We start from the raw sequence: 26,349 nt of genomic DNA on the forward strand, positions 1-26,349 counted from the left end.
GTATTTAGATTCGTTTTTCATTTGTTAAATATACCGTAACCACCAATGTTTATTTTTTGCTTTATACGCTCCAAACCAAATACAAGGTTTATACAGAAAAGCAACGACAGCAAACCAAATTAAATAAATGGACCAAAGTGGCAGACCGCTTTCTACGCCTTTTGGTCTTCCAAAAGTTCCGGTTGCAAATTCTAATTGCGACCAATTAAAACCTTGTAAAAACAACATTGCGAGGTTAAGAATATGAATCACATAAAAGTGAAGGACAAAATAAAACAAAGGCACTTTTCCGTAAGCTATTGTCACTTTTTTAAAGCCGTTATTAAATTGTTCCGCAAAAGCAAGTAACAAAAGCATGATACCTAATGTAGGTAAACAATACAAAAGGGAAGGTGCATATTTGGTAACATTCATAAAAGATATAAATGTATATGTGGTATCTTTTTGAATCGTCCATAACGCCGGATCTCCGTAAATATTTATAAAACGAAGAATCACAAACAATAGTAATGAACCTAAACCAAGTTTTATAAATACTTTTTTTCGCTCTTCGTAAGCCATTTCGAAATAGCGTGCAAAACTAAATCCTGTTAGCATAATGCCTAACCACGGAATAGGAGGATAGCCCATTATAAACACACGATCACCAAACGGAATTACTGCCGGACTAAAAAAGGGTGCCAAAACAGCTTTTATAATCGATCCTTCTGCAAACGGAATAAGAGGCAAAAGGTTATGACCGAAAATAATGACCAAGCCAATAATTCCTAATTGTTTTGCCGGGATTTTCAACAACAAACCCAAAAGAATAAAACCGAAACCTATTGCGGCTATCACCTGAAATAAAAGGGTATGAAAACCAATATCAAAAAATAACCCAAAATTGACAACTGTAAACTCAAGCAATAGTAACCACAAGCCTCTTTTGATTAAATGTTGTCTCGTTTCTGCAAAATTGTTTTTACTTTTTAAAGAAAGATAAACCGAAGTTCCCGCCAGGAAAACAAAAGTAGGCGCACACAAATGCGTGATCCAGCGTGTAAAAAATAAAAAAGGAGTTGTTGTCGCTAAATCGGTTGGACTTTGTGTAATCGAATCTATGTGCATTAAATCGCGAACGTGGTCTAATGCCATAATGATCATGACGATTCCGCGGACTATATCAATTGAATTTTCTCTTTTCATTTTTCGTAAGATTAAATTGATCCAGAATTAAATTTTATAAAATCCTTATATAAACAAACTAAACCTGCAATAAGCATAAATAACCCAACACAAGAAAATAGATATTTTACTAAAAAATCTTTGTTAGGAAAATAATATTCTGTTTTAGGATTTACAGGATTATAGTATATAACAGTAGTTTCGCCAATTTTACAAATAGAATTGCTTACTCCCTTTACTCTAAATTTATTATTCAAATTATCATAAAATTCAAAAACAGGCACTTTCACAGTTGGTCCATCTGACATTTCTTCGTCACTAAAATCTACAACTAAAGCAGTAGTTTTTATGCCGCCTTCTTTAAGCTTTTTTTCTTTTTTAAAAGTATTATAGCCTACAAGCGCTGCTAAAACACCCATTAAAATTAAAAAAATATCCCAGAATGATTCCTTAATAAATGTAAAAATTTCCAAATTAATTATTTTTATGAACGCTTGATCGCTTATTGCAAAAGCGCATCTATTTTGGCTTCTGATTTTTCTTTAAGGGCGCTGTCAGGATGAAAACTCCAGATGATTAGGAATTTTCCTTTTGCAAGATACTCTTCCGGATGTGCGTCTGTTGGTTCTTTGTCTTTTCCCCACAATAATCCTTGTAGAAAACTATCGCCTTTAAATCTGTTTTCAAATTCAAAATACATGATACTCCCGGCATCTGTTTTACTATTAAAACTTTGAATTTGTTTGCTTTTTACCGTTCCAACAAAATTGCTGTACGTTGCAATATCGTTATAAAAATTGCAAGCCTGACTAGAAACACAATTGTGACCATCGGTTAAGAAATACGTTTTTGGAATTTCTTTCTTTGTCAATTTTAAATCAGCGATTGTCTGACTGAATACATTAGCAGTAAGTAACAGGAATAATAACGATAGGGGAATGGTAAGTTTCATGGGTTTTGGTTTTAGTTTTTGGGTTTATAGTAGTTTTAAAAACTACGGATTATTAGTTCTAATTTTTACCTGATAAACAATTTCCCAAAAGATAATTGAAAAGATTGCATTGGCAAATATGGCTGTTTTAACCTGATAAGGATCATAATTTAAAAGTAGATGTAAATTTGTAAACTTCAAGGCTAAAAATAAACTTAAGGAAGCAATAACGATAGAAGAAATAATATTTAATAATACTGTCCACTTTAGTGCGAAAAAAGCATAAATCAAATTTAAAATAGCAAAACCACAACCTAAAGTTATGTAGGGATCAGTTTTTAATATTTCGTTTAATGATAGTAAAAATGAAGTCGAAGATAGATATAGAAAGAATAAAATTGAATAAAGCAGAATTCGTATTTGTGGTTTCATTTTATATGTTTTATAATGAAGTTTTTTTGATACGAATATAATATTAAATGTTGAATGCTGTGTGAAGTGTTCTGAGTTCGTACACATTCTCTTGTTCTTTTTGATTTGCAGAGAAAAGAAAAAGATAAATTTTAAAATAATTCAGTCTAAAAAGTTCCAATAAAATGAAGCCCAATCATAGAATTTGAAATTTGGGGGATTAATTGTTTGTGCATTTTAAATTTTTTAGGATCGTAGTTAAAAGCACTGGATTCATTTTTTTTTGCCATTTGCTTACGACTACTAATCACTATAGATCGCCCAATTATTGTACCGATTAATCCACCTACCAATAAGTCTGAAACCCAATGTTCGTGACTTTTTATATCTGAAAGAAATACCACAGTTACAAAAGTGTAAGGTATCCAATAGTTATTATATTCCATTTGAAATACTTTGGCAACAGCAAAATAAGAAGTAGAATGAAAGGAAGGAAATGAAGTAGCACTACCTCCATGCGTAAGGTGAATATGATGGTAGTTTCCAAAATCCCAAGGATTTTTTGTAAAAGGCTCTTCTACAGGATTATCATCATTTATTCTTCTTTGAGGCCTGTTTCTTGATGCTATAGTTTTTAAAACTATTTGACTTATAACATAGGAATATGCTAAAGATTTAATAGCGTTAACTGCCACAACCTGACCTTTTTTATTGTTAATAATCAATGAACCTGCATATAATCCAATGATTGGATAAACAATATAAGTGTCGGTTCCGATTACATGAGGAATTGTGCTTTTAATTTCCGGTAAACTATAATTGATGTTAGGTTCTATGTGATCGTGTAGAAACCCCGTAGTTTGTTTGTCAATAGCTATTAAGCCAATTATTCCTGCGGTATAAATAGCTGTTCTTTTCCAGTCACTTGACACTGTATGTCCCATTGCTGAAAAATCACCGGGAACACTAAGAAAGCTATCCGCAAGTACAGAACCTGCTACTTTAAATCGATTGTCCTTTTTTATTTTTAGGCTGTCATTCTGAGAAAAACACGAAATAGAAAGTATGCTAAACAAGATTACAGTATAAAATTTCATAGTAAAACAATTTGAAATTATTTAGTAAGCTTAAAATTACAAAAAAATAAAATGGTTTATTGTAATTTACTGATTTAAAGCTAAATAAATTATGTTTTCATTTTGATTGGTTGTAGAAACAAGTGTTTTAAACTTTAAAGCAACTTTTATTTGCTAACTCTAATGGGGTTTTCGCTTCAATATGATTCTCGAAATGACAAGATTGCGCAAAAAAAATCCCGTCTCAATTAAGAAACAGGATTAAACAGATATTCTTTTTTTTTTATTTTTAAACTGTCGCTGCAACTTCTTGTGGCAACGGAATTTGATTTTTAAGCAAATCTTCAAAAGTTTCGTGTTGGCGAATTAAGATTCCTTTTCCGTTCATCCATAAAACTTCAGCTGGTTTGTATCTTGAATTGTAGTTCGAAGCCATCGAGAAACAATACGCTCCGGCGTTTCTGAAAGCTAAAATATCACCTTCAGTAATTTCCGAAATTCTGCGGTTGTTGGCAAAAGTATCAGTTTCGCAAATGTATCCTACAACAGAGTAAAAACGCTCTTTTCCTTTTGGGTTTGAGATGTTTTCGATATAATGCTGTGAACCATAAAACATCGGACGAATTAAGTGGTTGAAACCACTATCAACTCCGGCAAAAACTGTTGAGGTTGTTTGTTTTACTACGTTTACTTTTGCTAAAAAGAAACCAGCTTCGCTCACCAAAAATTTTCCTGGTTCGAAAATCAACGTTAAATCTCTACCGTATTCTGCACAGAAAGAATTGAATCTTTTTGATAATTTTTTACCAAGTTCTTCAATATCTGTTTCGATATCGTCTTTTTTGTAAGGAACTTTGAATCCGCTTCCGAAATCTAAAAACTCTAAATCTTTAAAGTGTTTTGCCGTATCAAACAAGATTTCAGCGGCATACAAGAATACTTCGATATCTAAAATATCAGATCCTGTGTGCATGTGAATTCCAACAATGCTCATTTTTGTATTTTCCACAATTCGCAATATATGCGGAATTTGATGTACCGAAATTCCGAATTTACTGTCGATATGTCCTACAGAAATATTAGCATTTCCACCCGCCATTACGTGCGGATTAATACGAATACATACCGGAATTTGTGGATATTTTGTTCCGAATTGCTCCAGAATAGATAAGTTATCAATATTGATTTGCACACCCATTGCGGCAACTTCCTCGATTTCTTCAAGAGAAACTCCGTTTGGTGTAAAAAAGATTTTTTCAGGTTCATAGCCAGCATGAAGTCCCAATAAAACTTCTTGAATTGATACAGTATCTAAACCAGAACCCATGTTCTTTAATAACTGAAGAATCGCAACGTTAGACAATGCCTTCATGGCGTAATTAACTCTTAAGTTTTCTACCTTAGAGAAAGCTTTCGTTAATCTGTTGTACTGTGATTGGATTTTTTCGGCATCATAAACATATAATGGACTTCCAAATTGGTCTGCTAACTGCAGTAAATCTTTTGCTTGCATTTTTAAACTATTTTGGGCAAAGTTATTACACTTTTGACTAACTGCAAATTAATTGTAGAAAAATAACAAATTATAACAAATTGTTTGTTTTTAAACAAAAAGTCGGTTAAAAAAGATTTTTATAAATCTTTTTTGAGGTTTAAAGGGACAAAGGCTCAGAGGAACAAAGTTTTTACTTTGATTATTCTAACCTTTGTCCCTTTGTTGCTATGAACCTTTGAGCCCTAAAAACTATAAACTCGGTAAATCTCCGTTTCCTTTCGTAGGTAAATTAGTTGAACCCATTAAGAACAAATCTACCTCTCTTGCTGCTTCGCGGCCTTCAGAAATAGCCCAAACAATCAACGATTGTCCTCTTCGCATATCACCAGCGGTAAAAATGTGAGGAACATTGGTTTGATAATTTTTCGCTTTATAATTGCTTCTCATATCTAATTCAAGGCCTAATTGCTCGCTTAATGTTTTCTCCGGACCTGTAAATCCTAAAGCTAACAAAGCTAAATCGCAAGGCCAGATTTTTTCAGAACCTTCTTTTTCGATTAATTCAGGTCTTTGTCCCGGAGTCATTTTCCATTGAACTTCAACAGTTTTTAATCCGGTTAATTCTCCGTTGCTATTAGAAATGAATTCTTTAGTATTAATTAACCAATTTCTGTCGCAACCTTCTTCGTGAGAAGAAGATGTTTTTAACTGCAACGGCCAGAAAGGCCAAGGCGTAGATTCGCTTCTTCCAACTGGAGGTTTTGGTAAAATTTCAAAATTCGTTACCGATTTTGCTCCGTGTCGGTTTGAAGTTCCAATACAATCTGAACCTGTATCTCCACCGCCAATTACAATTACATCTTTTCCTGTTGCTTTAATTTGATCCGGAATTGATTCTCCTAATACAACTTTAGTTTGTTGCGTTAGGAAATCCATTGCCTGAACAACACCTTTGCTTTCTATTCCTTTAGTTGGCAAACTTCTTCTCTCAGTTGCACCACCACATAAAACGATAGAATCGAAAGTGTTTAATTCTGCTACGCTAAAGTTTACACCAACATTTACGTCAGTTTTAAAAGTGATTCCTTCCGCTTCAAGAATCGCTACACGTCTGTCGATAATGCTTTTTTCTAGTTTGAAATTCGGAATTCCGTAACGTAATAAACCTCCAATTGCATTGTCTCTTTCAAAAACAGTTACGGTGTGACCCGCTCTGTTTAATTGTTGCGCTGCTGCAAGTCCTGCAGGTCCTGAACCAATAACGGCCACTGTTTTTCCTGTTCTTGTTTTTGGTGGCTGAGGTTTAATCCAACCTTCGGCAAAACCAATTTCAACAATATTTTTCTCAATATTTTCGATCGATACAGGATCTTTTATGATTCCTAATACACATGATTTCTCACATGGAGCAGGGCATAAGCGACCTGTAAATTCAGGAAAGTTATTAGTAGACTGTAAAATCTCTAATGCACTTTGCCATTCTTCCTGATGTACCATGTCATTAAAGTCAGGAATTAAATTTCCTAACGGACAAGCACTGTGGCAAAAAGGAATACCACAATCCATACATCTTGAACCTTGTTCTTTTACTTTATCTTTTGCTAACGGAATAGTAAATTCGTTGTAGTTTGAAACACGTACTGCAACTGCTAAATTACTTTCGTCGGCTCTGTTATATTCTTTAAATCCGCCTATTTTACCCATGACATTTTAATTAAAATTCCAATTTCTTTAAATTCCAAATTCCAAATCCTTCGACTTCGCTCAGGAAGACATTGTAATTGAAATTGATTTTTGAAATTGATTTTTATTAAGCAATTAATTCTTCTATTTTTTTCTCTTCTGCAATTCGTTGTAATGCTTTTTTGTAATCGGTTGGCATTACTTTTACGAAATGTTTCTGTTCATTTTCCCAGTCTGCTAAAATTCTTTTTGCTAATGGGCTGCTGGTGTACAATGAATGGTTTTTGATTAATCGTCTTAGTTTGATTACATCATCATCTTCGATCGGGTCAAATGCAACCATTTCCATGTTACAAACTGTCGAATCGAATTTTTGACGTGGATCATAAACATAAGCTACACCACCGCTCATACCAGCTGCGAAGTTTCTTCCTGTTTTTCCTAAAACAACAACAGTTCCACCCGTCATGTACTCGCATCCGTGATCTCCAATTCCTTCAACAACCGCAGTTGCTCCGGAATTTCTCACACAAAAGCGCTCACCGGCTATACCATTAATATAAGCCTCTCCGGTAATAGCTCCGTAAAGAGCAACGTTTCCGATAATGATGTTATCTTCAGGTTTGAAAGTTGCAGTAGGAGGTACTTTAACAATTAGTTTTCCTCCGGAAAGTCCTTTTCCTAAATAATCATTACAGTTTCCGTGAATTTTAAACGACAATCCGTTTGTTGCAAAAGCACCAAAACTTTGTCCGGCAGAACCTTCAAAATCAACTAAAATAGTGTCATCAGGTAATCCTTGTGCGCCATATATTTTTGAGATTTCATTACTCAAAATGGCACCTACAGAACGGTCTGTATTTTTAATTTTAAATGTAACTCTTGTTTTTTCTTTTCTATAAATAGACGGAATCGCTTCTTTGATAATAGCAAAATCCAATACGTTTTCAAGTTGGTGATCTTGTGTTGTTGTATTGTGAATTGGCTCTGTTTTTGCTTTTTCCGGTTTGTATAGAATTGATGATAAATCTAAACCATTGGCTTTGTAATGTTTGATAGCTTTGTTCACATTTAATTTTTGTGACTGACCCACCATTTCTTTTAAGGTTCTGAAACCTAATTGCGCCATGATTTCTCTAAGCTCTTCAGCAATAAAATACATGAAGTTGATGACGTGCTCCGGAGTTCCTTTGAATTTTTTTCTCAATTCAGGATCCTGAGTAGCAATACCAACCGGGCAAGTATTTAAGTGACAAGCTCTCATCATGATACAGCCAGAAGCTACAAGAGGTGCGGTTGCAAAACCAAATTCTTCGGCTCCTAATAAAGCAGCAATTGCAACGTCGCGACCTGTTTTCAATTGTCCGTCGCATTCTAAAACTACACGGCTTCTTAAATCATTTAAGATCAAAGTTTGTTGTGCTTCGGCTAATCCAAGTTCCCACGGAATTCCTGTATGTTGTAATGATGTTAATGGTGCAGCACCAGTTCCTCCGTCATAACCTGAAATCAGGATAACGTCAGCTTTTGCTTTGGCAACACCGGCAGCTATCGTTCCAACACCAACTTCAGAAACTAATTTTACGTTTACACGCGCTTCACGATTGGCATTTTTTAAGTCGAAAATCAACTGAGACAAATCCTCAATAGAATAAATATCGTGGTGTGGCGGAGGCGAAATCAAACCTACATAAGGCGTAGAGTTTCTGGTTTCCGCAATCCATGGCACTACTTTTTCTCCAGGTAATTGTCCACCTTCTCCAGGTTTTGCACCCTGAGCCATTTTAATCTGAATTTCTTTAGCATTCGTCAAATAATTAATCGAAACACCAAAACGTCCCGAAGCCACTTGTTTGATCGCACTGTTTCTGGAATCTCCGTTAATTTCTTTCTGGAAACGTTTAGGATCTTCTCCACCTTCTCCAGAATTACTTTTTCCGCCAATTCTGTTCATGGCGATTGCTAAATTCTCATGTGCTTCTCTGGAAATAGATCCATAAGACATTGCACCGGTTTTGAATTTTTTTACAATTTCTGTCCAGGGTTCTACTTCATCAATAGAAATTGGGTCTAAATTATTAAATTCAAACATACCTCTAATAGTCATTAAGTTAGAGCTTTGCTCATTAACCATATTAGAGTATTCTTTATAACTTTCCGGGCTGTTCAAACGAACGGCCTGTTGCAATTTTGCAATTGTTGTTGGATTAAACATGTGTTTTTCTCCACCACGTCTCCATCTGTAAATTCCTCCAATTTCTAAAGGAAGCAAGTTGGCCACTTTTGAATTTGGAAATGCTTTTTGGAAACGTTTCTTCACTTCTTTCTCCACTTCATTCAAACCAATTCCTTCGATTCTTGAAGGTGTGTATGGGAAATATTTTGAAGTAAATGTTTTGTTTAAACCTAAAATCTCGAAAATTTGAGCAGCTCTGTACGAATGTAACGTCGAGATACCAATTTTGTTCATGATCTTCACGATTCCTTTTGCAATCGCTTTGTTGTAATTTACAATCGCATAATCAGCTTTTACGCCTTTAATAAATCCTTGGTTTACCTGATCGTGAATGATTTCGTTTACCATGTATGGATTAATCGCACTTGCGCCATATCCGAACAATAAAGCAAAATGATGCGGTTCACGAGGCTCTGCAGATTCGATTATGATTCCGAATTTAGAACGAACCTGTAAAATATTCAAAGAGTGGTGAATGTAAGAACAAGCTAATAACATTGGTATTGGAGCAAATTCTTCGCTTACGCCTCTGTCTGATAATATAATTACATTACATCCTTCAGAAACAGCTTTAAAAGTTGCCTGAACACATTTTTCAAGCGCGCGCTCTAAACCGTTAACTCCTTTTTCTATTTTATATAAGGTAGAAATAGTAGCCGATTTAAAATCAGCGTGATCAATGTTTCTGATTTTATCTAAATCCTCGTTTGAAATAACCGGATTCTGAATTTTTAATTTTTTACATTGTTTTGATTCAATTTCAAAAATATTAAAATCTCCACCAACTGCTAAACTGATATCAGTAATGATTTCCTCACGAATACCATCCAAAGGCGGATTGGTAACCTGAGCAAATAATTGTTTGAAGTAATTGTACAATAATTGCGGCTGGTCTGACAATACTGCCAAAGGCGTGTCGTTACCCATAGAACTGATTGCTTCAGCTCCCTGACCTCCCATTGGGTTGATGATTGTTTTTAAATCTTCAATCGTGTAACCAAATAATTTTTGTCTGGTTAAGAAATCTAATTTTTCAACCGGAGTAGGATTATTGGTGTAAGGAACTTTAGATAAAGGCAATAAATTGGCATCTAACCATTCTTTATAAGGACGTTTTGTTACGATTGCTTTTTTAACTTCTTCGTCTTCAATAATACGGCCTTCGTTCATATCTACCAGGAACATTTTTCCCGGCTCTAAACGACCGTGCTGAATTACATCTTCGGGATCGATATCTAAGACACCAATTTCTGATGACATGATTACGAAACCACTATGTGTTAAGGTATAACGAGATGGACGCAATCCGTTTCTGTCTAATAAAGCTCCAATTACATTTCCGTCTGTAAACGGAATAGAAGCAGGGCCATCCCAAGGTTCCATAATACAAGCGTTAAACTCGTAGAATGCTTTCTTTTCCGGAGACATGGTTTGGTGCTTTTCCCAAGCTTCAGGAACTACCATCATCATCGCTTCCGGTAACGAACGACCTGTCATTAATAAAAGTTCAACCACCATATCCATAGAAGCAGAATCTGATTTTCCTTCTAAGATAATTGGGAATAATTTTTTGATATCGTCGCCAAAAACTTTGCTTTGCATAAGTTCTTCACGAGCACGCATACGGCTAACGTTTCCGCGAAGTGTGTTGATTTCACCATTATGACACATGTATCTAAATGGCTGTGCTAATTCCCATGAAGGGAAAGTATTAGTAGAGAAACGCTGGTGAACTAACGCCAAACGAGTCACTAAATCTGGATCTTTTAAGTCAACATAATAACGGCTGATGTCTTCCGGCATCAATAGACCTTTATATATTATAGTAGTTGTTGATAAACTAGAGAAATAAAACATGTGGCTTTCAGAAGTTTTAGATCCTCTTATCGCATGTTCAGCAATTTTTCTAGCTGCAAAAAGTTTTGCATTAAATTCTTGTTCGGTTAAATCCTGACCGTTTTTGCTAACAAAAACCTGTTTACCTGATGGTTCTTTTTCTGCGGCAATCTGCCCTAAATTTTCAACTTCAACAGGTACGTCTCTCCATCCTAAGATCTTTAAATTCTGATCTTTAATAGTTGATTCGAAAGCGTTCATGCAAAAAGAAACCTGGTTTTTGCTTTTTGGTAAAAAAACCATTCCTACTGCATACTCGCGCGTTTCAGGGATTTCAAAATCACATACTTTTTTAAAAAAGGCATGTGGGATGTCAAATAAAATTCCAGCTCCATCTCCAGTTCTTCCGTCAGAACTAACTGCACCACGATGTTCCAATTTTATTAAGATATCCAATGCTTTGTGAATGATATCATTAGATTTAATACCATTCAAATTACAAATAAATCCTGCACCACAATTGTCGTGTTCAAATTCAGGCAAATAAAGCCCTTGTTCTTTAACTTTCATTCTTGATATTTTTTCTTCAAAAATACGGATTTCGTTAAATATAATGTAGTGAAATTCTAATTTGACTTACATTTTTGTTGTAATATTAGAAAAAGAGTTCTTAAATGATAATAATTTCTTAGAAAGCATTGCTAAATGATAAAATCACAATATGTTTTAGATAATATGTGGAAAAATCCTTTCGGAGCTATTGAAATCATTGGAGTTTTTGTTAAATTTCAAACGAAATAGTGTTTTTTAGTTAACAATTTGCATGCAATAGTTTAACCATTTGTTTCCTTTCAAAAAGAATAACGCTCTAATATAAATGAAGTAGGTTTTTTTAATTGAAAAACATTTTACTATTAAGTTGAATTTTGCTATTTTTGTCGCACTTTTATTCTGAACTAAATTCAGAACCAGACAAATTCTATATTATGAACATACACGAATATCAAGGAAAAGAAATTTTAGCGAGTTACGGAGTACGCATTCAACGCGGAATTGTAGCTAATAGTGCAGCTGAAGCTGTGGAAGCTGCAAAACAATTAACTGCCGAAACTGGTACAGGATGGCATGTTATAAAAGCACAGGTTCATGCAGGTGGACGTGGAAAAGGCGGTGGAGTTAAATTGGCTAAAAACTTGGAACAAGTTGAAGAAATTGCAGGACAAATTATCGGAATGCAATTAATTACACCTCAAACTTCTGCTGAAGGTAAAAAAGTGAGCACTATTTTAGTTGCTGAAGATGTTTACTATCCTGGTGAAAGTGAAACTTCTGAATTTTATGTTTCTGTTTTATTGAATAGAGCTACAGGACGCAACATGATTATGTATTCTACTGAAGGTGGAATGGATATTGAAGAAGTTGCTGAGCACACACCACACTTAATTTTTACTGAAGAAATTGATCCTTCTGTTGGATTACAAGGTTTTCAGGCAAGAAGAATTGCTTTTAACCTAGGGCTTTCTGGAAATGCTTTCAAAGAAATGGTGAAATTCATCGATTCATTATACAATGCTTACATTGGTTCTGATGCTTCTATGTTTGAAATCAACCCGGTTTTGAAAACTTCAGACAATAAAATTATGGCTGTAGATGCTAAAGTAAATATCGATGATAATGCTTTATACAGACAACCAAAATATGCTGAAATGCGTGATATCCGTGAGGAGAATCAAATCGAAGTTGAAGCTAAAGAAGTAGGTTTAAATTACGTAGATCTTGACGGTACAGTTGGATGTATGGTAAACGGAGCTGGTCTTGCAATGGCAACAATGGATTTAATTAAATACGCTGGTTTTGAGCCTGCTAACTTCCTGGACGTTGGTGGAACTGCTGATGCTAAACGTGTTGAAACTGCTTTCCGTATTATCTTAAAAGATCCAAACGTAAAAGCTATTTTGATTAACATCTTCGGAGGAATCGTTCGTTGTGACCGTGTTGCTCAAGGTGTTGTTGATGCTTACAAAAACATGGGTGACGCTATTAAAGTGCCAATCATCGTTCGTTTGCAAGGAACAAATGCTGAAATTGCAAAAGAATTAATTGACAATTCTGGTATGCCAATTTTATCAGCTGTTCAATTTCAAGAAGCTGCAGATCAAGTTAAAGCTGCATTATCTTAATCAAATAAGAAATCAATTATATAAAAAATCCCTTCAATATTTGGAGGGATTTTTTTTGCATTTTTTTTAACCGCAAAGAGCGCTAAGATTTTATCTTGGTTATGTTTACAAACACAAAGTTCGCAAAGCTTTATCATTACAGCTTTGCGAACTTTGCGTTTATATATAATCTTTAAATAAAAAACCTTTGCGTCTTTGCGGTTAAATTACTTTTTATTCTTACCGTTTTTGTAAATAACCTTCTCTACAACCTGAACTTTAGGTGCCGTTTTCGAGTTGTTTTTCTTAAAAGGTTTTTTAGCAGCAGGTCCAGATTTAGAAGGTGTTTGATCGCCTCTTCCTTTTTCAGCATCTTTTGCACTTGCTTTAAATTCCGGTCTTTCTTTAGAAGTTTCTTTTTTAGGAATTTCTGCTTTATGTTTCGCTAAAACATCATTTGGGTTTTTAGGATTTTCTTTTGTTCCTCTTAAATGAATTACCAATCCGTTCAGGAAGTTTCTTAAAACCTGATCACCGCATTCCATATAATTCTCGTGATCTTCAGCTCTAAAAAAAGCGCCTAATTCTGATTTTGAAATTCTAAAATCTACCAATTCTAAAATTTCAACTATTTGGTCATCACGGAGCATTAAAGCCACGCGAAGTTTTTTTAAGATATCGTTATTCGTCATCGTTTAATTTTTTACAAAGGTACATTATTTTAGAACAAAATTACGCCTGTTCCCGTCCTGTCAGGATAAAAGGTTTTTCCGTTTTTGATGGTAACGCCGCTTGCAATATCTTCTGCCAGTAATAAAGCGCCATCCATATCGACATAATCTAATTCAGGAAGTAAATGTGCAATTGCAGAAATTCCAACAGTAGATTCAGTCATGCAGCCAACCATCGTTTTTAAACCTAACTTTTTTGCTTCGGCAATCATTCTTTTTCCAGGCGTAATTCCGCCGCATTTCATTAGTTTAATATTTACACCATGAAAATGATTGTAGCATTTAGCGACATCAGCTTCTTCAATGCAACTTTCATCAGCCATAATAGGCAAAACGGAGTTTTTAAAAACTTGTTTTTGTCCTTCCCAGTCATTGGCTTTCAAAGGTTGTTCTATAAATTCAACACCTAAATCTTTTAGAATTAGGGCATTAGATAACATTTCATCAACAGTCCAGGCGCAATTAGCATCAACCCTAAAAATCGCATTGCTATGTTTTCGTAATTCGGTTACAATGGCAATATCATCGGGAGTTCCGAGTTTTATTTTATAAATCGGCCATGGAAGTTCTTTCATTTTGGCTATCATGTTTTCGATAGTCCCAATTCCAATAGTATAATTGGTTAACGGATTGTGCGAGATATCATAATTCCATAATTCGTATAATTTCTTGCCTTTTTTACGCGCGTACAAATCATTATAAGCATTATCTAATGCGCATAAAGCAAAAGGATTATTCGCTAAAAGCGGACTTATTTTGTTCCAAAATTCATCTGGAGATTCATTTGTAGTTTTTTCAATCACTTCCCGAATTTGCTCAATATCGTTTTGCAGAATTTCAATTGTAATGTTGTAATACGGATTTGAAGTTGCTTCTCCAAAACCCGAAAAGCCATCTTCTTGTAATTCAACGATAAGTGAAGGCTGAAAATCGATTGATTTTCTTGAAATTCTAAAGGTGTGTTTTAACTTAAGGTCGTAGGCTCTCAATATCAATTTCATAGAATATCCTTTTTATCTTAATAACCTAACCACAATAAGGCTTTTACAAAACCATCACGCCACAGTTTTTCATTATGTTCTCCGCCTTTTACAATCGTAGTTTTGTTGAGGTGCAAACAATAACAGCGTTTTGTATCTAAGAGTTTTTCCATTCTGGCTACATCTTTTACCATGTCATCACTTTCTTTATCTCCACATAAAAAATAAATTTTCGTTTTTATTTTGGGAGCTTTTTCGGCTAAAGTATAAATCTCATTTGAAAACCAAAATGAAGGCGAGAAAACTCCTGCTTTTCCAAAAACTTCAGGATATTTTAGAATGGCATAATAAGAAACCAAACCGCCAAGTGAACTTCCCATAATAATGGTATTCTTAGCTTTTGTTTTCGTTCGGTAGTTTTTATCAATATACGGCTTTACGGTTTTTACAATGAAATCGACATAATCGGCATTTCCTCCGCCGTATTTTTCATTTTTATAAGGCGTTAATTCATCGATTCGTTTGTCGTTTCCATGTTCAATTCCAACAACTATTACTTGCGCTTTTAGGCTATCCAGTTTCTCATCTACATTCCATTCGCCAACATACGAAGTCTTCGAGTCAAATAAATTTTGAGCATCATGCATGTAAATTACGCTGTATTTTTTGATTGATGCAGAGTAATTTTCAGGTAAATAAATCCAGATTTTTTTGGTTGTTTTTAGCTGAGGTGCTTCGATAGCAAACGTCGAAACATTTTTTGATGCCGTACTTTCCTGTGCATTTCCGTTAGCGATTATCCATAGAAATAAAAATACTAGAAATCCTCTGAGCATAAGTTCTTTTGTGTTTTAGATTTAAAAACAATATTTTAGCTAAAAATAATAAATTTGATGAATACCGAAGAAGAAAAGAGAAGTTTACTTTTAGAAATGATTGCTTTCTCGACTGTGGATGGGCAATTGCATAAACGCGAACTGGAATTTTTGTGGCTGGTCGCTCAGGAATTAAATATTGATCACAAGCTTTTTCAGGATTTATTTCATCAGGAAATAACACCTCAAGTTATAAAATCAGAGTTTCAGCGTATTCAGCAATTTTACAGACTGGCTTTGATTATGCATTGTGATGGCGTTTTGCATGAAAAAGAAGCAAAGGCGATACAACAAATTGCGATTGAAATGGGTTTGAATCCCGGCGCAACAAAACGTATTTTAGATTTAATGAAGAAAGCGCCAAATGCTATAATTGATCCTAAATTATTATTGAAAGTTTTTCAGGAACAACACAATTAAGGCAATTGTTCCTGTAGTTTTTTAATATCGTCACGCAATTTTGCAGCATGTAAAAAGTCTAATTCTTTTGCTGCTTTCTCCATCGATTTTCGTTTTTCACGAATCAGTTTTTCTAAATCCCCCTTCGACATGTAAGCTGTTTCCGGTTCGGCTGCGACAGATAAAGTATGTCCAAGTTCGTATTCTACCAAAGGATTTTTGGTAAAAGCACTTTCGATTTTTTTGTTTAATGCCTGTGGTACAATACCATGTTCAGTATTATAATTAATTTGCTTGGTTCGGCGATAAGCAGTTTCGTCGATTGTTCTCTGCATACTTGCTGTAACTTTATCAGCATATAAAATTGCTTTTCCGTTTAAATTTCTCGCAGCACGTCCAATCGTTTGTGTAAGAGATCTGTGGTTTCTTAAAAAACCTTCTTTATCAGCATCAAGAATCGCAACAAGCGAAACTTCTGGTAAATCAAGACCTTCACGAAGTAAGTTAACACCAATTAAGACATCAAAAATACCTTTTCGTAAATCCTGCATGATTTCGATACGTTCTAAAGTATCAACTTCAGAATGGATATAACGACAGCGAACACCAACTTTAGCTAAGTATTTTGCCAATTCTTCGGCCATTCTTTTTGTCAAAGTGGTTACTAACACTCTTTCGTCTAATTCGCAGCGAACCTGAATTTCTTCAATTAAATCATCAATCTGATTTAAACTTGGTCTGACTTCAATTATAGGATCTAATAATCCTGTTGGTCGAATAATTTGTTCAACATAAATACCATCAGATTTTTGTAATTCGTAATCTGCTGGTGTTGCAGAAACATAAAGCACCTGATTTTGCAAAGCTTCAAACTCTTCAAATTTTAAAGGTCTGTTATCCATTGCGGCAGGTAAGCGGAAACCATATTCAACCAGATTTTCTTTACGGCTGCGGTCGCCTCCGTACATGGCGTGAACCTGCGAAACCGTAACGTGACTTTCATCAATAACCATTAAAAAATCACTTGGGAAATAATCTAATAAACAGAAAGGTCTTGTTCCAGCTTGTCTTCCGTCAAGATAACGGGAATAATTTTCGATTCCGGAGCAATAACCCAATTCGCGAATCATTTCTAAATCGAAATTGGTTCTTTCTTCCAAACGTTTGGCTTCTAAATGTTTGCCTATTTCTTTAAAGTAATCAACTTGTTTAACCAAATCCTGCTGAATTTCCCAAATAGCACCTTGGAGTACATCCGGAGAAGTCACGAACATATTGGCGGGATAAATCGTTAGTTTCTTAAATTTTTCAATGACTTGAGATGTCTTAGCATCAAATGATTCTATTTCTTCAATTTCATCTCCAAAAAAGTGAATCCTGTACGCATCATCAGCATAACTTGGATACACTTCTACAGTATCGCCTTTTATTCTGAAAGTCCCGGGATTAAAATCGGCTTCGGTTCTGGCGTATAAACTCTGAACTAAACTGTGTAATAATTTTGTTCTCGAAATAACCTGATCTCTGTTTATCTCAATTACGTTTTTCTTAAATTCAACAGGATTTCCAATACCATACAAACAAGAAACAGATGCAACAACCAAAATGTCACGACGTCCTGAAAGTAGGGAAGAAGTAGTGCTCAAACGCATTTTTTCAAGCTCTTCGTTGATAGATAAATCTTTTTCAATGAAAACACCAGTTACGGGCATAAAAGCTTCGGGCTGATAATAATCGTAATAAGAAACGAAGTATTCAACAGCATTATTTGGAAAAAACTGTTTGAATTCTGAATATAATTGCGCCGCCAAAGTTTTGTTATGTGCTAAAACCAAAGTCGGTCTTTGCACTTCTTCAATAACATTGGCCACGGTAAATGTTTTACCTGAACCTGTAACTCCCAATAAGGTTTGAAATTTTTCGCCGTCGATAATACCTTGTGCAAGTTTTTGAATCGCTTGTGGCTGATCTCCTTTTGGACTATATTCTGATGATACTTGGAAATTCATTTTTGACTGATGAAAATTTTGTTTTGTAAAGATACAAAGTTTGAATGCTAATAAAAAAGGATAAAAAAAATAGCCATAAATTGAAGAATTCATGGCTACTAATTTTAAGAACTTATTTTAAAAACTCAATAATGGCATCATTGGTTATTTTAGACTGATCAATAGTTAAAAAGTGACCGGCATCTTTTACAGTTTTAATTTTGCCATGCGTTAAATATTCTTTTGCTCTTATTAAACTGTCATCACCATTTATAACATCATGATCGCCAATTAAAACCAAAACCGGATTCGAAATTGATCTTAATTCATCATCTGAAAAAGGCTGCATTTTAAGCATGCTCGAATTTGATTTGGCGTATTTATTTGCCAAATAAAATTGCCTTTTATAAACAGGACTGATTTTTTCAGGATGCGTTGAAAATGAGGTTAATGTTTTTGTGAATTTCTTTTCACTCGGAAAAAGTTTTAGCATTAATGCCGAAGTTGTTTTTCCTGGTTTATCAATATATTTAAAAGTCTGTGCAGGACTCAATAAAACGATTTTATCAATCGAATTCATTTTTTGAGTGGCTAATAACGTTGCAATCCATCCGCCTCGTGAAGCTCCCACAATGTCGAAATTCTTTAATCTGTAGTAATTGAAAATCTCGTTGTAACAAAGTACTATTTGTTCTTTAGATAACGGACTTGCTGTCAAAGTTGATTTTCCAGGCTCCATTATAAAGTCGATGGCATAAATGCGATGGTCTTTTGCTAATGCTTTTATGTTTGGGTACCACATTGTAGAACTGGCATCCATTCCGTGCAGTAAAACTACATCTTTTCCGTTTTTTGGACCCGCCAATATAACGTGAACTTTTCCGTAACTGGTTTTTATATTTTCTTCTGTGTACGGAACATCCCAGAGTTTAAGCGCTTTGTCGTAAGTTTTTATGTAAGCGTTTTGTTCACTTTTAGTGTGAAAAACGTAATCGTCGTACTTAGCTTTTTTTGTTGAAGCACAACCTGTTAATAGAAGTAGTAAAGCTATTCTAAAGTATAATTTTGGCATGGTAATAAAATTAGGTGACTTTAAAGGTACTAATTGAGTATGTTTTTAAAGTATCAAAATTTTAATTTAAAGTAATATAATTATAATGTTTTAGGATTACGACTTGTATGTCTAATTCTTAAAATTTGAATCTCATTTGGGGTTATTTTATAAGATATTCTATAATTATAAATTTCAAAAGCACGGTAGTTGCCATCATTAGATTTTTTCATTTCATCTAATTCATAGATTTCCCAATTGGTTTGTAATATTGTTACTGAACTATGAATAGCACTAACTACTTTGTTTGGAGTTTGAATATTTTTTGATTGTTTAACTAAATAAAAGTAAATTTTTTTAAGCTGATTTTGAGCAGTATTGGACCAAATTATTTCTTTTTCCATTGCTCAATTTTATTTTTAACCTCACTATGAGAGTAAAAATTTCCATTCTGAATTTCTTCTTCTGCTACTTTAAGTTCTTCATTGTATTGTTCCAAATAATCTTTAGGAAGAGTATTTTTTCTACTGTCTAAAATGATTTTTAAAGCTGACAAAAATGAGTCGTCCTCAATTTTGGTAATTTCAGATATTAAAAGATTTTTAAGTTCCAGAGTGTTCATAATAGTATAATTTACTCGAAGTTACAAAACAAAATTAGAAAATAAGATTTTGCAATCTTAAATTTTAAAAGACTTTTGCTGAGCTTCACTTAAAAAAGTCCAGGCAACAATACGGCTTGTTTTTTGACCTTGCGCCATATCAATTGTTTTTATAGAAGCTGCATTTACTTTGTTTAAAGTTTTATAAATGCTTGATAAATTTTCTCTTTTTGAAACCAATGTTGTAAACCATAAGCATTGCATCGCATATTTTGCGCTTTCATAAATCATTTGCGTTACAAAACCAATTTCGCCACCTTCACACCATAATTCTGCATTGTGACCTCCGAAGTTTAAAACTGGATTTGTATTTTTCTTTTCCTTTGGATTTAAACTGGATACTTTTCGTATGGTACTTTGGTTCGCATCTTCGGCAGAAGCATGAAAAGGCGGATTACAAATCGTAAATGTAAAACGATCTTCGGGAGTAATAATATTTTTGAAAATAAAGCGTGATTCTGTTTGTTGCTGCAAGCTTATCGCATCAATTAATTTTGGATTAGCTTCAATAATTTTACTGCAATTCTGAATAGCGTATAGATCTGTATCTGTACCTACAAAACTCCATTCATAAATAGCATTTCCTAAAATAGGATAAATACAATTGGCTCCGGTTCCTATATCTAAACCTAAAACAGATGAACCCTGAGGAATAATTCCGTCATTAGTTTCGGCTAATAAATCGGCTAAATAATGAATATAATCTGCTCTTCCAGGAATTGGCGGGCAAAGATAATTTTTAGGGATGCTCCAGTTTTGAATATCGTAATACGTTTGTAATAATGCTTTATTTAGCAATTTAACTGAAACAGGATTACTGAAATCAATAGTTTCACTTCCGTGAATGTTGATCGCAACGTGACTTTTTAGTTCAGGGCAATTCGCGATAAGAAGTTCGAAATCATAACGGGAACGGTGAAGATTTCGAGGATGTAAAATATTTTTTTCTGAATTATCTGTTGCTTTCATTTTTTTGAATTTGGGTGCAAAGATAGTCATTCCTTTTTAGAAAAGTTCTTGCCAAAACTTCCCGTTCGTTTATTGTCTAAATTGGTTGTATTAGATGTTGACAGAAGTTTTTTAAGGTTTATAACTCCAGGAATATATTCCCGTTGGCTGGATACTGTCAATTAAAATAAAATTTTTGGTTTCGTCTTTTCGAAAAATATATAAATATTTTTCTTCTGACCCTTTATGGATTGAATCACCAACCTTAATAATACTTTTGGGATAAAAACTATATTGCCACAAATTCATTTCAGAATCGTTTTGTAAAGGGATGGCGCTACCAGTTGGAGTGTCATTAATCTTGGTTATCACAAAATCGTATTTCTCAAAATGCACAGTTCTCGATTTAAAATATGTATTTATAAACGAAAAGAGTACTGCGCCTATGAATATATAAATAGGAAGATATTTTATTTTATTGAATTTTTTGCTCATTTGTTGAAGGCTTAAAGCAATTTCTGGTAACGTTCCATTACAATGGAGTTTGGATTAAATTAAACTCAATATTCAAATTGTCAAATAATTTAGTCAATACATTCCATCAACAATAAATCGCCATTACTGTGTGTGATTGATACAATTCCGTCCTGTGCCACGGCATTGCTGCTTCCGGTTCTGTAGCCAATTGTTAAGGTGTCGTTTTGTAACGGATATTCTAAATTGGTAGAAGTAATTCCGTTTACAACTCCAATTGGAATTAATGAAATTGGCGTTTTGGCCGTGTACCACTTTTCGAATCTATTGGGCAGTAAAAATATTTTGGAGTGATCGTCGAGAATTACAATCTTAAGTAAATTTCGGTATCGAACAATATTAGTAAGGTTTGTAATAGTATGATCGGCACGTCTTCCGGTTGCCCAAACGACATTTACGGCTGGAATTTTTCTTTCAATTAAATAATCAAAAGCTTTCTCTAAATCGGTTTTATCTTGATCTGGTGTGTAAACAATTTCAATTGGATACTGAGAAGTTTTATAAATTTCAGGATCAAAACCCCGGTCAAAGTCACCCAGAAGCACATCAACTTTAATGTCTAATTTAATTACTCTTTCCATTGCAGAATCAAGAACCACAACAAGCGGAGACCATTCAAGTAATTGTCCTAATAATTCAGAATTGCAAGCGGCTCCGTTGGCAATAATTAAAGCAGGTTCCTGATCGTCGCGAACAATATGGTGTGATGACATGTTACTTTTTTTGAATGTGCTGCAAAGGTACGAAACCAAAGGATTTAGATTGCTGATTTTAGACTTTAGATTGAAAACTTAAGCAATGCCAAAAAAAGTTGAAATTAAATCAATCTTCTGTGATAATTAATTTGACCTAAATGATATCCTAAATGTGTGGAAAGATGTACAAGGAAAAATCCTGTTGTCATTTCTTTTTCGAAAATAATTTGAGGATAAATAGCTTCTAAATCAGCTTCGGTTAAAATATCGAGCGTATTCTTTACTACTATAATAGTATCTTCAATTTTGCTGATTAGTTCTGATGTTGGAATATTTTTTAATGAAAATTCTAAAGGTCGATCGCGAACATAATCTGTTTTGCCCAGTTCTGCGCCAATGTACGTCTTGATATTTCCAATTAAATGCAAACAAAGATTTCCGCCCGAATTAGAAATATTTTTATCAATAGCCCAAATTTTACTTTCGTCCTGATAGGATTCAATTTCGGTTTTCAGTTTATTGAGATCTCGGTTAAATAACGACTTTATAGTTTCTATCAGCATATTTGTAAACTTTGTTTTTTATCGGAATCCAAATATCTTCTTCAGAATCAGGATCGTCTTTTTTGTATTTTTCGGTCATTACGGCAAAATGAGGCCTTTCATCAACTGTATATTGAGAATTTGGCAGCCATTCAACAAAAATAGAATGATAGGTTTTATGTGCTTCGCTTTGTGGACCTTTGTGTGTGAAAACGGCATATAAACCATCAGGAATAACTAAGGTTTTCATATCTGATGGAATTTCATCAAAATCAGAAACTTCTATTCCGGCCCATTTTTGAAAAGAATTGCTGGGATCAAAATTATCAAAATGCCCAACAGGGAAAACTTCAAGCGAATATAAATTTGAATCGACTGAATTTTTAATTTCCTTTCTTCTTGGCATAAAACCGCTCCAAAGCTGAAAGGTTTTATTTTCGATGAAATTCATTTCACTATAATCTCCAATTAACTTTTTCTCGGTTAAATTTTCAATTCTGGCTTCCATTTTTTTACTGCGCTATTATGGTGTATGTTCTTGAATCTGTTTCGCTAAGCGAAAAATAGCCTAAAGGATAATTATCTTTATCGGTTGTATTGATGATATTGCCTTTTACGGTTGCAGGAGGAGATTGAAAAGGTCCGCCCGAATTACTGCCGGCAATACTAACTAAAATACTCATATAATTATAATACTGTTTAGAAATTCCATAATGTGTTAAAGAAATTTTGTCTCCAATTTTTAATTCATCATCATCCGAAAGACTAAAAAATTCATTGCCCTGAAAAAATTTATCTTCATCTACATAATAATTGGATGTTACTTTATTAGAATATTCGTATTTGTACAAATAATAGTTGTTTGCATCAGCCGGATCGTTGTAAAATGCTCTTACTTCAATATCTTTTCCTGTAAAACCTCCTTCATCATTTTGTTCAAGACGCGTAATTGGCGCGATTGATTTCATGGTTTCATTGGCGGTGTACGTATTTCCGTTACTGATAACAGTCAGAATATATTGCTCGTCTATAACAGGCTTAAAATTAGTGCACACATAACGGCCAGTATTAGGAACTTCAACAAAGTTAAATTGCTGTCCGGTACTATTTACTATAAAAACGGTAGCTCCAGAAACGGTTGGAATTACATTTTCAAAATAACCTGTTGTGGTAGTTAATTTTATGGTTTGTTGCGCGCCATTTGTTCCTTTATGCCAGTTTATTGCAGCTTCGATAACTAATTTTGGCGGAGCGTTATCTAAATCAACATCAACAACTTCTTCGCAGCTTGTAAAGAAAATCGATATAAGAAATACGATTAATAAGATTGCTTTTTTCATGATCAATATTTTTATTTTCTTTTTAAGAAAAGGATTTTTAAAATTTAAAATTATAACTGACAGCCGGCACAACTCCAAAAATAGATGTTTTTACCGCTTCGTTATAGCCGGTATCTACATTTTGACGGAAGTTTATAGAAGCTGCATTTTGACGATTGTATAAATTGTAAATGCTAAAAACCCATTCGCCTTTCCAGTTTCTGTCTTTGTTTTTTCTAGGTGTTAAAGTTGCCGAAATATCAAGGTGATGGTAAGCCGGCAAACGATGTTCGTTTCGTAAACCATAACTAGGAACGGTAATGCCTAAATATTCGTATTGAGCGTTTGGATACGTAACCGGCTGCCCTGATTGCAGTGCAAAGTTGGCACCAAAAGACCATTTTTCGTTTAATGTGTAAGCAGAGGTAACGGCAAGATTATGTGTTTTGTCGTAAGCAGAATTATACCATTGACCATTATTTATTCCCGTTTCTTCCGGTGTTCTTCCTGGCGTTTGTTGTTCTGATTTTGATAATGTATAAGAAATCCATCCGTTGAATTTACCTTCGTTTTTCTTGAACATAATTTCTAAACCATAAGAACGCATTTGTCCGTTTAGAATGACTTGTTCGATTGCATTATTGGCAATTAAATCTGCGCCATCAATATAATCCAGACGGTTTTGAATTTCTTTGTAATAACTTTCAACTTCAACCGAATAGGCTCCGTTATTAATGTTTCTAAAATATCCCAGCGCCACCTGATCAGCAATTTGTGGTTTGATATAATTATCGCTCGGCATCCAGACATCGAGTGGAGTAGGCGATGACGTATTCGAAATTAACTGAAGATATTGTGCCATTCTGTTGTAACTCGCTTTTATTCCCTGATCATCATTTAGCTGATAAGAAATTGAAAATCGAGGTTCTAAGTTATTGTAATTTTTAACAGATTTGTTTTTGCCGTAATATTCAGTACCAATTGGAGTTCCTTTTTCGTAAATCTGCAATTCTGAATTGAAAACTACCGGATTGTTATTTTCATATAGATTAATTGTCGAAGTTCCTAAACGATAGAACAAACTATAACGCAATCCGTAAGAAACCGTGATTTTTTTCGAAAGCTGATTTTCTGCTTCAATATAAACAGAAGGTTCAAAAGCGTATTTTTTATCTAATTGATCCGGATTTATACCCGATTTATCATTTGTCGGTTTGATGGTTCCGGGATTAAATTCATAATAAATTCCGTTTAAGCCATAATTCAACTTGAATTTATCTGAAATATAGTTTTTGAAATCGTATTTAATATTGTAATTCTTGATTCCGGAATCCCATTTAAATCCAACGAAATCTAAATCAAGTCCGTAATAATAATCACTGTAAATCAAGGATAAATTCGAAAACAGTTTATCAGAATACAAATGATTCCAACGAAGATTTAAGGTTGAATTTCCGTAAATATTAGTAAAACTCTTGTTTAAGCTAAATACGTCACGGCCAAAATATCCCGATAAATATAAACTGTTATTATCGTTTAATTTATAACTCAATTTGGTATTTAAATCATAAAAATAAGCGGAGTTATCTTTGTTCTCTTCTGATAATTTTAAAAATAAATGGGCATAAGAAGCTCTTCCTCCAATTAAAAAAGAACCTTTGTCTTTTACCAACGGACCTTCGGCAAGAATTCGGCTTGAAATTAATCCGATTCCGCCATTTACATGAAATTCTTTGCTGTTTCCATCTTTCTGATAAATATCTAAAACAGAAGAAGCTCTTCCGCCATAACGCGCTGGAATTCCACCTTTATATAATTTTAAATCTTTTATAGCATCGGGATTAAAAACAGAGAAAAAACCAAATACGTGAGAAGAATTGAAAATAGTTGCTTCATCTAATAAAATTAAATTCTGGTCAGCGCCACCGCCTCGCACGTTAAATCCTGAAGCACCTTCGCCGGCATTGGTAACACCCGGAAGTAATAAAATCGATTTAAGAACGTCGACTTCACCCATAACTACAGGCATTTTTTTGATGGTTGCAATAGAGAGTTTATTGGCGCTCATTTCTGGCGATTTGATGTTGACTTTACCTTTATTATCAGTAATGACAACTTCCTGAAGTTCTTCGCCACCTTCGTTTAATGCAAAATTGTTTTTTGTATTTTGATTTAAAACAATAGTTTTTTGAACGGTTTGAAAACCAACATAACTAATTTCAACCTGATGTTCACCACTTGGAATTGTAAGTGAGTAAAAACCATATTCGTTTGTTGTAGTTCCAATTTTTAAAGCCGGAACATAAATATTCACGCCAATTAAGGTTTCGTTGCTTTTAAAATCGGTGATAGTACCGCTTAGTGTAAATTTTTCCTGAGAAAATGAAGTTAAAGTCGTTAAAAGAAGAATAAAAAGCAGGCCAATTTTTTTTGTAATCATTGTCTAGATTTTGATGCACATAGTTAATAATTCTTACTAAATATTAACGTCGAACGTATGTTAAACATTAGTTAAGAATATTTTTATTTGTTACACTTTCATAATTCTTGTTTCTAAAAGTTGCTTTTAAAATGTTTTCTGTGTTTGCAAAAAAAAAGACAACCGTTTAAGATTGTCTTTTTTAAATATATAAAA

General features: G+C 33.9%; 24 protein-coding genes. 2 read left to right on the forward strand and 22 right to left on the reverse strand.

Annotated features, from left to right (window positions below):
* Positions 1–24: 24 nt before the first annotated feature.
* The 8 genes from EV143_RS18420 to gltB all read right to left on the reverse strand — a co-directional run bounded on the left by EV143_RS18420 (position 25) and on the right by gltB (position 11,402).
* Positions 25–1,185: a DUF1624 domain-containing protein gene (locus tag EV143_RS18420; RefSeq protein ID WP_133509410.1), complete on the reverse strand. Its 1,161-nt coding sequence runs from the start codon at positions 1,183–1,185 to the stop codon at positions 25–27.
* Positions 1,186–1,196: 11 nt separating this feature from the next.
* On the reverse strand, positions 1,197–1,637 hold the full coding sequence (locus EV143_RS18425; RefSeq protein ID WP_133509411.1) for a DUF3592 domain-containing protein: 441 nt from the start codon (positions 1,635–1,637) through the stop codon (positions 1,197–1,199).
* A 29-nt stretch (positions 1,638–1,666) separates the two neighbouring features.
* A complete protein-coding gene (locus EV143_RS18430) occupies positions 1,667–2,116 on the reverse strand; it encodes a hypothetical protein (protein WP_133509412.1) in 450 nt (149 codons plus the stop codon).
* Between the two features lie 42 nt (positions 2,117–2,158).
* On the reverse strand, positions 2,159–2,527 hold the full coding sequence (locus tag EV143_RS18435; RefSeq protein ID WP_133509413.1) for a hypothetical protein: 369 nt from the start codon (positions 2,525–2,527) through the stop codon (positions 2,159–2,161).
* 146 nt (positions 2,528–2,673) lie between these two features.
* Positions 2,674–3,603: a phosphatase PAP2 family protein gene (locus EV143_RS18440; protein WP_133509414.1), complete on the reverse strand. Its 930-nt coding sequence runs from the start codon at positions 3,601–3,603 to the stop codon at positions 2,674–2,676.
* A gap of 268 nt (positions 3,604–3,871) precedes the next feature.
* The gene (gene lysA / locus EV143_RS18445; RefSeq protein WP_133509415.1) at positions 3,872–5,095 is read right to left on the reverse strand and encodes a diaminopimelate decarboxylase; all 1,224 of its coding nucleotides are present in this window, start codon (positions 5,093–5,095) and stop codon (positions 3,872–3,874) included.
* 231 nt (positions 5,096–5,326) lie between these two features.
* Positions 5,327–6,781 carry a glutamate synthase subunit beta gene (locus EV143_RS18450; protein ID WP_133509416.1) on the reverse strand — a complete coding sequence of 485 codons (1,455 nt, stop codon included), beginning with the start codon at positions 6,779–6,781 and terminating at the stop codon, positions 5,327–5,329.
* Positions 6,782–6,887: 106 nt separating this feature from the next.
* On the reverse strand, positions 6,888–11,402 hold the full coding sequence (gene gltB, locus EV143_RS18455) for a glutamate synthase large subunit (protein WP_133509417.1): 4,515 nt from the start codon (positions 11,400–11,402) through the stop codon (positions 6,888–6,890).
* Positions 11,403–11,818: 416 nt separating this feature from the next.
* On the opposite strand from gltB, the gene sucC reads away from it, so the two are divergent.
* On the forward strand, positions 11,819–13,012 hold the full coding sequence (gene sucC / locus EV143_RS18460; protein WP_133509418.1) for an ADP-forming succinate--CoA ligase subunit beta: 1,194 nt from the start codon (positions 11,819–11,821) through the stop codon (positions 13,010–13,012).
* Positions 13,013–13,218: 206 nt separating this feature from the next.
* Here the strand turns inward: sucC and EV143_RS18465 are convergent, their stop codons facing one another.
* The 3 genes from EV143_RS18465 to EV143_RS18475 are packed head-to-tail and all read right to left on the reverse strand — an operon-like array spanning position 13,219 to position 15,538.
* Positions 13,219–13,683, reverse strand: a complete 465-nt coding sequence (locus EV143_RS18465) for a DUF1456 family protein (protein ID WP_133509419.1) — start codon at positions 13,681–13,683, stop codon at positions 13,219–13,221.
* 29 nt (positions 13,684–13,712) lie between these two features.
* Complete coding sequence (locus tag EV143_RS18470) at positions 13,713–14,723, reverse strand: dipeptide epimerase (RefSeq protein WP_133509420.1); 1,011 nt, start codon at positions 14,721–14,723, stop codon at positions 13,713–13,715.
* Between the two features lie 17 nt (positions 14,724–14,740).
* A complete protein-coding gene (locus EV143_RS18475) occupies positions 14,741–15,538 on the reverse strand; it encodes an alpha/beta hydrolase (protein WP_133509421.1) in 798 nt (265 codons plus the stop codon).
* A 57-nt stretch (positions 15,539–15,595) separates the two neighbouring features.
* Between EV143_RS18475 and EV143_RS18480 the strand changes: the two genes are divergently transcribed.
* The gene (locus EV143_RS18480) at positions 15,596–15,997 is read left to right on the forward strand and encodes a tellurite resistance TerB family protein (protein WP_133509422.1); all 402 of its coding nucleotides are present in this window, start codon (positions 15,596–15,598) and stop codon (positions 15,995–15,997) included.
* On the opposite strand, the gene uvrB is transcribed toward EV143_RS18480, so the two are convergent.
* The 11 genes from uvrB to EV143_RS18535 all read right to left on the reverse strand — a co-directional run bounded on the left by uvrB (position 15,994) and on the right by EV143_RS18535 (position 26,154).
* Positions 15,994–17,985 (reverse strand): excinuclease ABC subunit UvrB, encoded by a 1,992-nt coding sequence (gene uvrB, locus EV143_RS18485; RefSeq protein ID WP_133509423.1) that lies wholly within the window; start codon positions 17,983–17,985, stop codon positions 15,994–15,996. The two genes, EV143_RS18480 and uvrB, sit on opposite strands and share 4 nt — an antisense overlap.
* A 112-nt stretch (positions 17,986–18,097) precedes the next feature.
* Positions 18,098–19,036: an alpha/beta fold hydrolase gene (locus EV143_RS18490; RefSeq protein WP_133509424.1), complete on the reverse strand. Its 939-nt coding sequence runs from the start codon at positions 19,034–19,036 to the stop codon at positions 18,098–18,100.
* An 80-nt stretch (positions 19,037–19,116) separates the two neighbouring features.
* Positions 19,117–19,419, reverse strand: coding sequence for a type II toxin-antitoxin system RelE/ParE family toxin (locus EV143_RS18495; protein ID WP_133509425.1), 303 nt, complete (start codon positions 19,417–19,419; stop codon positions 19,117–19,119).
* Positions 19,404–19,637, reverse strand: a complete 234-nt coding sequence (locus EV143_RS18500) for a hypothetical protein (protein ID WP_133509426.1) — start codon at positions 19,635–19,637, stop codon at positions 19,404–19,406. The genes EV143_RS18495 and EV143_RS18500 overlap by 16 nt, the downstream gene beginning before the upstream one ends.
* A gap of 57 nt (positions 19,638–19,694) precedes the next feature.
* Entirely contained in the window at positions 19,695–20,645 is a 951-nt protein-coding gene (gene rlmF, locus EV143_RS18505; protein ID WP_133509427.1) for a 23S rRNA (adenine(1618)-N(6))-methyltransferase RlmF, read from the reverse strand.
* Between the two features lie 111 nt (positions 20,646–20,756).
* On the reverse strand, positions 20,757–21,119 hold the full coding sequence (locus EV143_RS18510) for a hypothetical protein (RefSeq protein WP_133509428.1): 363 nt from the start codon (positions 21,117–21,119) through the stop codon (positions 20,757–20,759).
* Positions 21,120–21,208: 89 nt separating this feature from the next.
* Positions 21,209–21,871, reverse strand: a complete 663-nt coding sequence (locus EV143_RS18515; RefSeq protein WP_133509429.1) for a thiamine diphosphokinase — start codon at positions 21,869–21,871, stop codon at positions 21,209–21,211.
* A 104-nt stretch (positions 21,872–21,975) separates the two neighbouring features.
* On the reverse strand, positions 21,976–22,416 hold the full coding sequence (locus EV143_RS18520; protein WP_133509430.1) for a DUF1572 family protein: 441 nt from the start codon (positions 22,414–22,416) through the stop codon (positions 21,976–21,978).
* Positions 22,385–22,903: a GyrI-like domain-containing protein gene (locus EV143_RS18525; protein WP_133509431.1), complete on the reverse strand. Its 519-nt coding sequence runs from the start codon at positions 22,901–22,903 to the stop codon at positions 22,385–22,387. Before EV143_RS18525 ends, EV143_RS18520 begins: the two co-directional genes overlap by 32 nt.
* A 4-nt stretch (positions 22,904–22,907) precedes the next feature.
* A complete protein-coding gene (locus EV143_RS18530) occupies positions 22,908–23,735 on the reverse strand; it encodes a DUF4249 domain-containing protein (protein WP_133509432.1) in 828 nt (275 codons plus the stop codon).
* A 37-nt stretch (positions 23,736–23,772) separates the two neighbouring features.
* Complete coding sequence (locus tag EV143_RS18535) at positions 23,773–26,154, reverse strand: TonB-dependent receptor (protein WP_133509433.1); 2,382 nt, start codon at positions 26,152–26,154, stop codon at positions 23,773–23,775.
* Between the last annotated feature and the right edge of the window lie 195 nt (positions 26,155–26,349).

Source organism: Flavobacterium chryseum, assembly GCF_004362015.1.
In the GTDB taxonomy this organism is placed as follows: Bacteria; Bacteroidota; Bacteroidia; order Flavobacteriales; family Flavobacteriaceae; genus Flavobacterium.